The following is a 6,051-nucleotide window of genomic DNA, read 5'->3' as shown; positions in this document are numbered from 1 at the left end:
GGTCGCCCAGGCGCGGGGTCGGCGCGCCGACGCGGCCGCCGAGCGAGCTGCGGTTTTGATAAACCGGCACGCCGTAGCCCAGATCGACGATCGGCATCATCCGCGGATTGCCGTCGCCGTTGCTGCTGGTGTAGCGGCTGCCGTCGGGGCGGACGCATTCGTACATCGGCTGCGGCGTATGCACGATCAAGCGCTGCGGCCGGCGTTCGGAGGCGACCGGCGCCGGCGTGGCGACCGCGGTTTCGAGCGGGCGCGGCGGCGGGTCGACCGGACGCACCATGCTCATGGTTTGCTGACGCTGGCCGCCGCTGCACGGCGTGTCGCGCAGGCTGATATGGCCGCGCGCGTCGGTGCAGCGGTAGATCAGCACCTCGGCGGCGTGGGCCGGAGTGAGCAACGCCGCGCCGCTCAGCCAGGCGGCGAGCAAGGCCGGTACGAGGCGAAGGCGGCGGCGGGCAAGGGACATGCGCGCATCTTGCGCTTCCGCTGCGTTAGGGGAAAGTCGAAAGGAGGAAGTCGCGCCGCGGTCCGATCGGCGGGGTCGGGCGGCGCCGGGGGCGCTGCGTTCAGCATCGCGGCGGCATTCGCGCGGCACCGATCCGCGGCATTCAGGCGCGCAGGATTTCGCCGCTGAGCGCCTCGCGGATCGGGGTCGGCGCGGCCAGGCCGCCGGTCTCGCCCTCGCAGACGCCGTCGCCGAGGGCGAGCAGGGCCGGGTCGAGTTCGCCGCGGCGGAACGCCGGCGGCTGGCCAGCGAGGTTGGCGCTGGTCGAGACCAGGGCATGGCCGAAGGCCTCGCACAGCGCGCGCGCTTGCGGATGCGCGGTCACCCGTACCGCGACGCTGCGGTGGGCGCCGCTGATCCACCCCGGCACCGCCGCGGTCGCCGGTACCGCCCAGGTATGCGGGCCCGGCCAGCTGGCCAGCACGGCCTCGCGGCGCGGCGCCGGCAGCGCGTTCCAGTCCACCCAGGCATCGAGCTGGGCGACCGAGGCGGCGATCAGGATCACCCCTTTGTCGACCGGTCGCCGCTTGATCGCGAGCAGCCGGTGCACTGCGTGTTCGTCGCGCGGATCGCAGCCCAGGCCCCAAACCGCTTCGGTCGGGTAGACGACGACGCCGGCGCGGTCGAGCGCGGCGGCGGCTTCGGCGATGGAGAGGGCTGGGGCGGACATGACGGCTCCGGACGGTGGCAGCGGCGAGTGTCGCATGCGTGCGCGGCGCCGCTCCAGGCGGACCGCGGCAAGCAGGGCCGCTCCAGCCGGAGCGGCCCCGCGCGGTCGAGCTCGGTCAGTGACCGTCGTGAGCGTGTTCGTCGGCGTAGGGCTGGGCCGACTCGGGCAGGCGCACGTCGAAGGCGTAGGAGCGGTTGCCGCTCAGCCAGACATGGTTGCCGGCGCTGCCGGACTTGGCCTGGATCAGGTCGGTGCCGCGCTTCTCGCCGATGCGGGCGAAACGCGAACGCGCGTTGACCTGGTCGCCGACCCGGCGCGGCCAGTCGATCACCGAGGTCTCGCCGGCGCGCAGCACGGTTTCGACCTTTTCCGCGTCCGATCCGTCGGCGTTGAACACCCGCAGGGTGACCGTGGTGCCGACCGGATAGTCGTTGGCGACGTTGAGGTGGCCGGCGTCGCGCCAGACCGAGTTGCGCTCGGCCAGCGTGTTGCTGAAGTTGACGTCCATGCAGGTGTAGAAGGCTTCGGTCGAGTCCGAGCGCTGCCAGGTGTTGTAGATCACGTGGCGGCCGGTGCGGTTCGGCAAGGTGCAGGTGATGTGGTAGTTGTTGCCGCTCGACAGCGGCACCTTCGCGCTCTTGCAGAATTGCTGCATGCTGCTCCACTGCAAGGCGGTGCTCGGGTTCCAGCCCTGCGGCGTCACGTAGAACGTCCATTCCTTGGTCGCGTGCGGCGCGGTCGCATAGAAGGTGAAGGTGTGGCTGCCGCCCGAGCGCAGGGTGGTCGCCTGCCAGTCGCTGCGCAGCACGTCGAGGCCGCGGAAAGTCGGGTTGCCGCCGCTGCACAGCTTGCCGTCCGGCACCACCGCCTGGTGGTTGCTGTTGGCGTTGGCCTGGTTGATGCCGTTCCAGTCGTAGAACAACTGCGGTCCGGCGACCGCCCACGCGGCGCGGCAGGCGGGATCGGCCGGGTTCTCTTTATTGCCGAGATAGCACTTGTAGATCCGGCTTTGCGGATTGACGAAGGTGCCGTGCGCCCAGACGGCGGACACGGGCGACAGCGCCGCGCACAGGGCGGCGCCGGAGACGAGCAGAGCGGTGCGGAAAGTACGGGACATGACGACTCCTGTCGTTGGGATAGGTGAATGCACCCCCCCAACAACATCGGTCGCAGATCGATTCGCGCGATTGCTATCGCGTCTTGAATGCGCACGATCCTAGGCGTCGCTCCGGCGCGAATCTGTGCGTGCGGTCGCCGTGCGAGCAGACGCCGGCGCATGGAGCGGCGCCGGGAAGCCCGGAAGCGGGCTTCCCGTCACGCCGTGCGCTCGCTTCAGGCGAGCGCTTTCTTGACCACTTTCTTGACCGCCTTCTTGCTTGCGGGCTTGCTCGCCGCGGCGGCGGCAGGCGCGACCGCGGCGGCGGCCTTGCTCGCGACTTTCTTGACCGCCTTTTTCGCCGCCTTCTTCGCCGCCGCCTTCTTGGCCGCGGCCTTCTTCACCGCTTTCTTGGCCGGCGCCTTCTCGGCGGCGGTTTTCTTGACCGCGGCGGTCTTCTTGGCGGCTTTCTTGGCCGGTTCCTTCTTCGCCGCGCCCTTCTTGCCGAAGCGGCCGCGCATCGGCTTGCCGGTTTCTTCCATCAGCTTGACCACTTCCTCCAGGGTCAGCGAGGCCGGCTCGCGATCCTTGGGAATGCGGCCGTTGAGCTTGCCGTCGCTGATGTAGGGGCCGAAGCGGCCATTGAGGACCTGGATGTCGCTGCCCTCGAACTCCTTGATGATGCGGTTGCGGGCGATCTCTTCCTTCTCTTCGATCAGGAACACCGCGCGCGCCAGGTCGATCGTGTACGGATCGTCTTCCTTCTTCAGCGAGGCGTACACGCTGCCGCGTTTGGCGAAGGGGCCGAAGCGGCCGACGCCGACGCTGACTTCCTCGTCCTTGTCCAGGCCGAGCTTGCGCGGCAGCTTGAACAGTTCGAGCGAATCCTCGAGCGAGATGGTGTGCATGCTCTGGCCGGGGCGCAACGAGGCGAAGGTCGGCTTGTCCTCGTCCTCGGCGGTGCCGATCTGCGCATACGGCCCGTAGCGGCCCAGGCGCACGCTGACCGGCTTGCCGCTCTTGGGGTCGATGCCGAGTTCGCGCGCGCCGGTGGCTTCGCTGCGATCGACCGATTCCTTCTTGTCCTCGACCAGTTGCTTGAACGGCCCCCAGAACCGCTCCATCAGCGGCACCCACTCTTCCTCGCCGCGCGACACCGCATCGAGCTCGTCTTCGAGCTTGGCGGTGAAGTCGTAGTCGACGTACTGGGTGAAGTGGCCGGACAGGAACTTCGACACCGCGCGGCCGACGTCGCTGGGACGGAAGCGGCGGCTGTCGAGCTCGACGTACTTGCGGAACAGCAGGGTCTGGATGATCGAAGCGTAGGTCGAGGGACGGCCGATGCCGTATTCCTCGAGCGTCTTCACCAGCGAGGCTTCCGAAAAGCGCGGCGGCGGCTCGGTGAAATGCTGGTCGGCGTGGATGCGGTCGAGCGGCACGCGGTCGCCGGTCTTCATCAGCGGCAGCTTGCGGCCTTCGTCCTCGTCCTCGGCGGCCTTGGCGTCCTTGCCCTCCTCGTACACGGCGAGGAAGCCCGGGTCGATCACGGTGGTGCCGGAGGCGCGGAAGCTGTGCTCGGAGCCGGCGGCGAGGTCGACGCTGACCGTGTTGAGCGTGGCCGGCACCATCTGCGAGGCGACCGCGCGCTTCCAGATCAGCTCGTACAGGCGGCGGCCGTCGTCGTCGAGGAAGCGCGAGACCTGCGCGGGCGTGCGCAGCGCCGAGGTCGGGCGGATCGCTTCGTGCGCTTCCTGCGCGTTCTTGGATTTGGTCTGGTAGGTGTTCGGCTTGTCCGGCAGGGCCTTGGTGCCGAAGTCGCGGGCGATCACGTCGCGGATCTCGGCGACGGCTTCCTGCGACAGGCTGACCGAGTCGGTACGCATATAGCTGATCAGGCCGACCGTGCCCTCGTCGCCGAGCGCCATGCCCTCGTACAGCTTCTGCGCCACGCGCATGGTGCGCGAGGTGGTGAAGCCGAGCTTGCGCGAGGCTTCCTGCTGCAGGGTCGAGGTGGTGAACGGCGCGGCCGGGCGGCGCTTGCGTTCCTTGCTGACGACGTCGGTGACGTGCAGCGCGCCGTTGGCGGCGGCGACCAGGCGCTTGCGCGCGGCCTCGGCGGTGTCGCCCTCGGTGATGGTGAACTGCTCGAACTTCTTGCCGTCGAGCTTGGTCAGCTTGGCGGTGAAGGCCTGGGTCGGGTGCGCGCACTCGGCCTCGATGCTCCAGTACTCGCGGGCGACGAAGGCTTCGATCTCTTCCTCGCGCTCGACGATCATGCGCAGCGCCGGCGACTGCACGCGGCCGGCGGACAGGCCGCGCTGGACTTTGCGCCACAGCACCGGCGAGAGGTTGAAGCCCACCAGGTAGTCGAGCGCGCGGCGCGCTTGCTGCGCATCGACCAGGTCGCTGGCGATGGCGCGCGGGTGGCTCATCGCCTCCTTGATCGCGCGCGGGGTGATTTCGGTGAACACCACGCGCTGCAGCGGCTTGCCTTCGAGCAGGCCGCGCTCGCGCAGGATCTCGCCGATGTGCCAGCTGATCGCCTCGCCTTCGCGGTCCGGGTCGGTCGCCAGGAACAGGTTGTCGGCGCTCTTGGCGGCCTTGGCGATCGCGTCTACGTGTTTCTCGTTCTTCTCGATGACGGCGTAGTCCATCGCGAAGTGGTTGTCGGGGTCGACCGCGCCCTCCTTGGGCACCAGGTCGCGGACATGGCCGTAGGAGGCCAGGACGGTGAAGTCCTTGCCGAGGTACTTGTTGATCGTCTTGGCCTTGGCGGGCGACTCGACGATGAGGAGGTTCTTGGCCATGGGTACTCCGCAGGCCCGGTGCGGGCGCTGCACGGCAACGATGCCTCGTGAGGGGCAAGGGTTAAGAAGGCGACGCCCGCAGCGTTCGGCCGCGGGCGTTCAGGTTTCCTTTTTCTAGTGGAATCATGAGCCGGCCGCAGCTGTCAAGCGCGGCCTGCCGGAAACGCCAATAAATTGGCACTGAAACACTTGAAGAGGGCGTGATGGCTTGTAGCCTGTTCAGCTTACAGAGCGTTGCGGCTCAGTTCCCGAACATCGGTAGCAAGGCCATCGCGAGCACGACGCCGACATAGAGTAGCCACAGCAGGCCGCCCAGTACGAGCACCACGATCGCGACCGGACCCAGATCGCGGCGCTGCAGCTCAGGGCGCGCGGTGTAGGCCCAGCGGTCGACCACCTGGGTCTTGGCCAGGATGTCGTGCAGGCCGCGCTTGCGGTCGGTGAAGGCGATCATCAGGAAGCCGACGCACAGGCTCAGGTAGGACAGCAAGCTCGAGGCCCAGCGGCCCAGCGCGCGCATCCGGGTCAGGCGGCGGCCGTCGGCGTCGACGACCTTGATCCCGACCGCGAGTTTGCCGAGCGTGGCCTGCATCGAGGAGGACTCGAAGCCGGCGTAGTAGGCCGCGCTGATCAGGCCGATGCAGGTGTAGACCACGCCCATCAGCACCGCGATGGCGACGCCGGGGTTTTCCAGCCAGGCCGACGAGGACAGCCCCGAGGCCGAGGACAGGCCGAAGCCGACCAAGCCCACGGTCAGGACCATGCTGACGGCGTAATAGGCGATGCCGACCAGCAGCGAGTCGATCATGTAGGCGGCCAGGCGCTTCCAGAAGCCGACATGCACGACCTCGAAGCCGTGGACGACGGTGGCGTCGTCGGCGACGCCGGCGCGCGGCGCCGCATACGGCGAGTCGGGCTCGGCCGCGCCGCTGCTGCCGTCGTAGCCGGGCGTGGCGGGAGCAGGGGCGCCAGC

At 68.8% G+C, this 6,051-nt stretch carries 4 protein-coding genes and 1 pseudogene; all 5 read right to left on the bottom strand.

Annotated elements, in window-relative coordinates; all coding sequences use genetic code 11:
* Positions 1-466: DUF4124 domain-containing protein (locus ACSAMQ_RS19700; protein ID WP_435397286.1), on the bottom strand; the 466-nt coding region annotated here is incomplete at its 3' end.
* Positions 467-608: 142 nt separating this feature from the next.
* Entirely contained in the window at positions 609-1,175 is a 567-nt protein-coding gene (locus ACSAMQ_RS19695; protein WP_435397285.1) for a Sua5/YciO/YrdC/YwlC family protein, read from the bottom strand.
* Between the two features lie 115 nt (positions 1,176-1,290).
* Positions 1,291-2,292, bottom strand: coding sequence for a lytic polysaccharide monooxygenase (locus ACSAMQ_RS19690; protein ID WP_435397284.1), 1,002 nt, complete (start codon positions 2,290-2,292; stop codon positions 1,291-1,293).
* A gap of 314 nt (positions 2,293-2,606) precedes the next feature.
* Positions 2,607-5,078: pseudogene (locus ACSAMQ_RS19685) on the bottom strand (DNA topoisomerase I); the annotation flags it as partial.
* Positions 5,079-5,319: 241 nt separating this feature from the next.
* On the bottom strand, positions 5,320-6,051 hold a 732-nt coding region (locus ACSAMQ_RS19680; RefSeq protein WP_435397283.1), incomplete at its 5' end, for an RDD family protein.

Source organism: Lysobacter sp. 1R34A, from assembly GCF_051217035.1.
In the GTDB taxonomy this organism is placed as follows: Bacteria; Pseudomonadota; Gammaproteobacteria; order Xanthomonadales; family Xanthomonadaceae; genus Lysobacter.
Note: the sequence above shows the minus strand (reverse complement) of the source record. Positions and strands in the feature narration are given on the sequence as shown.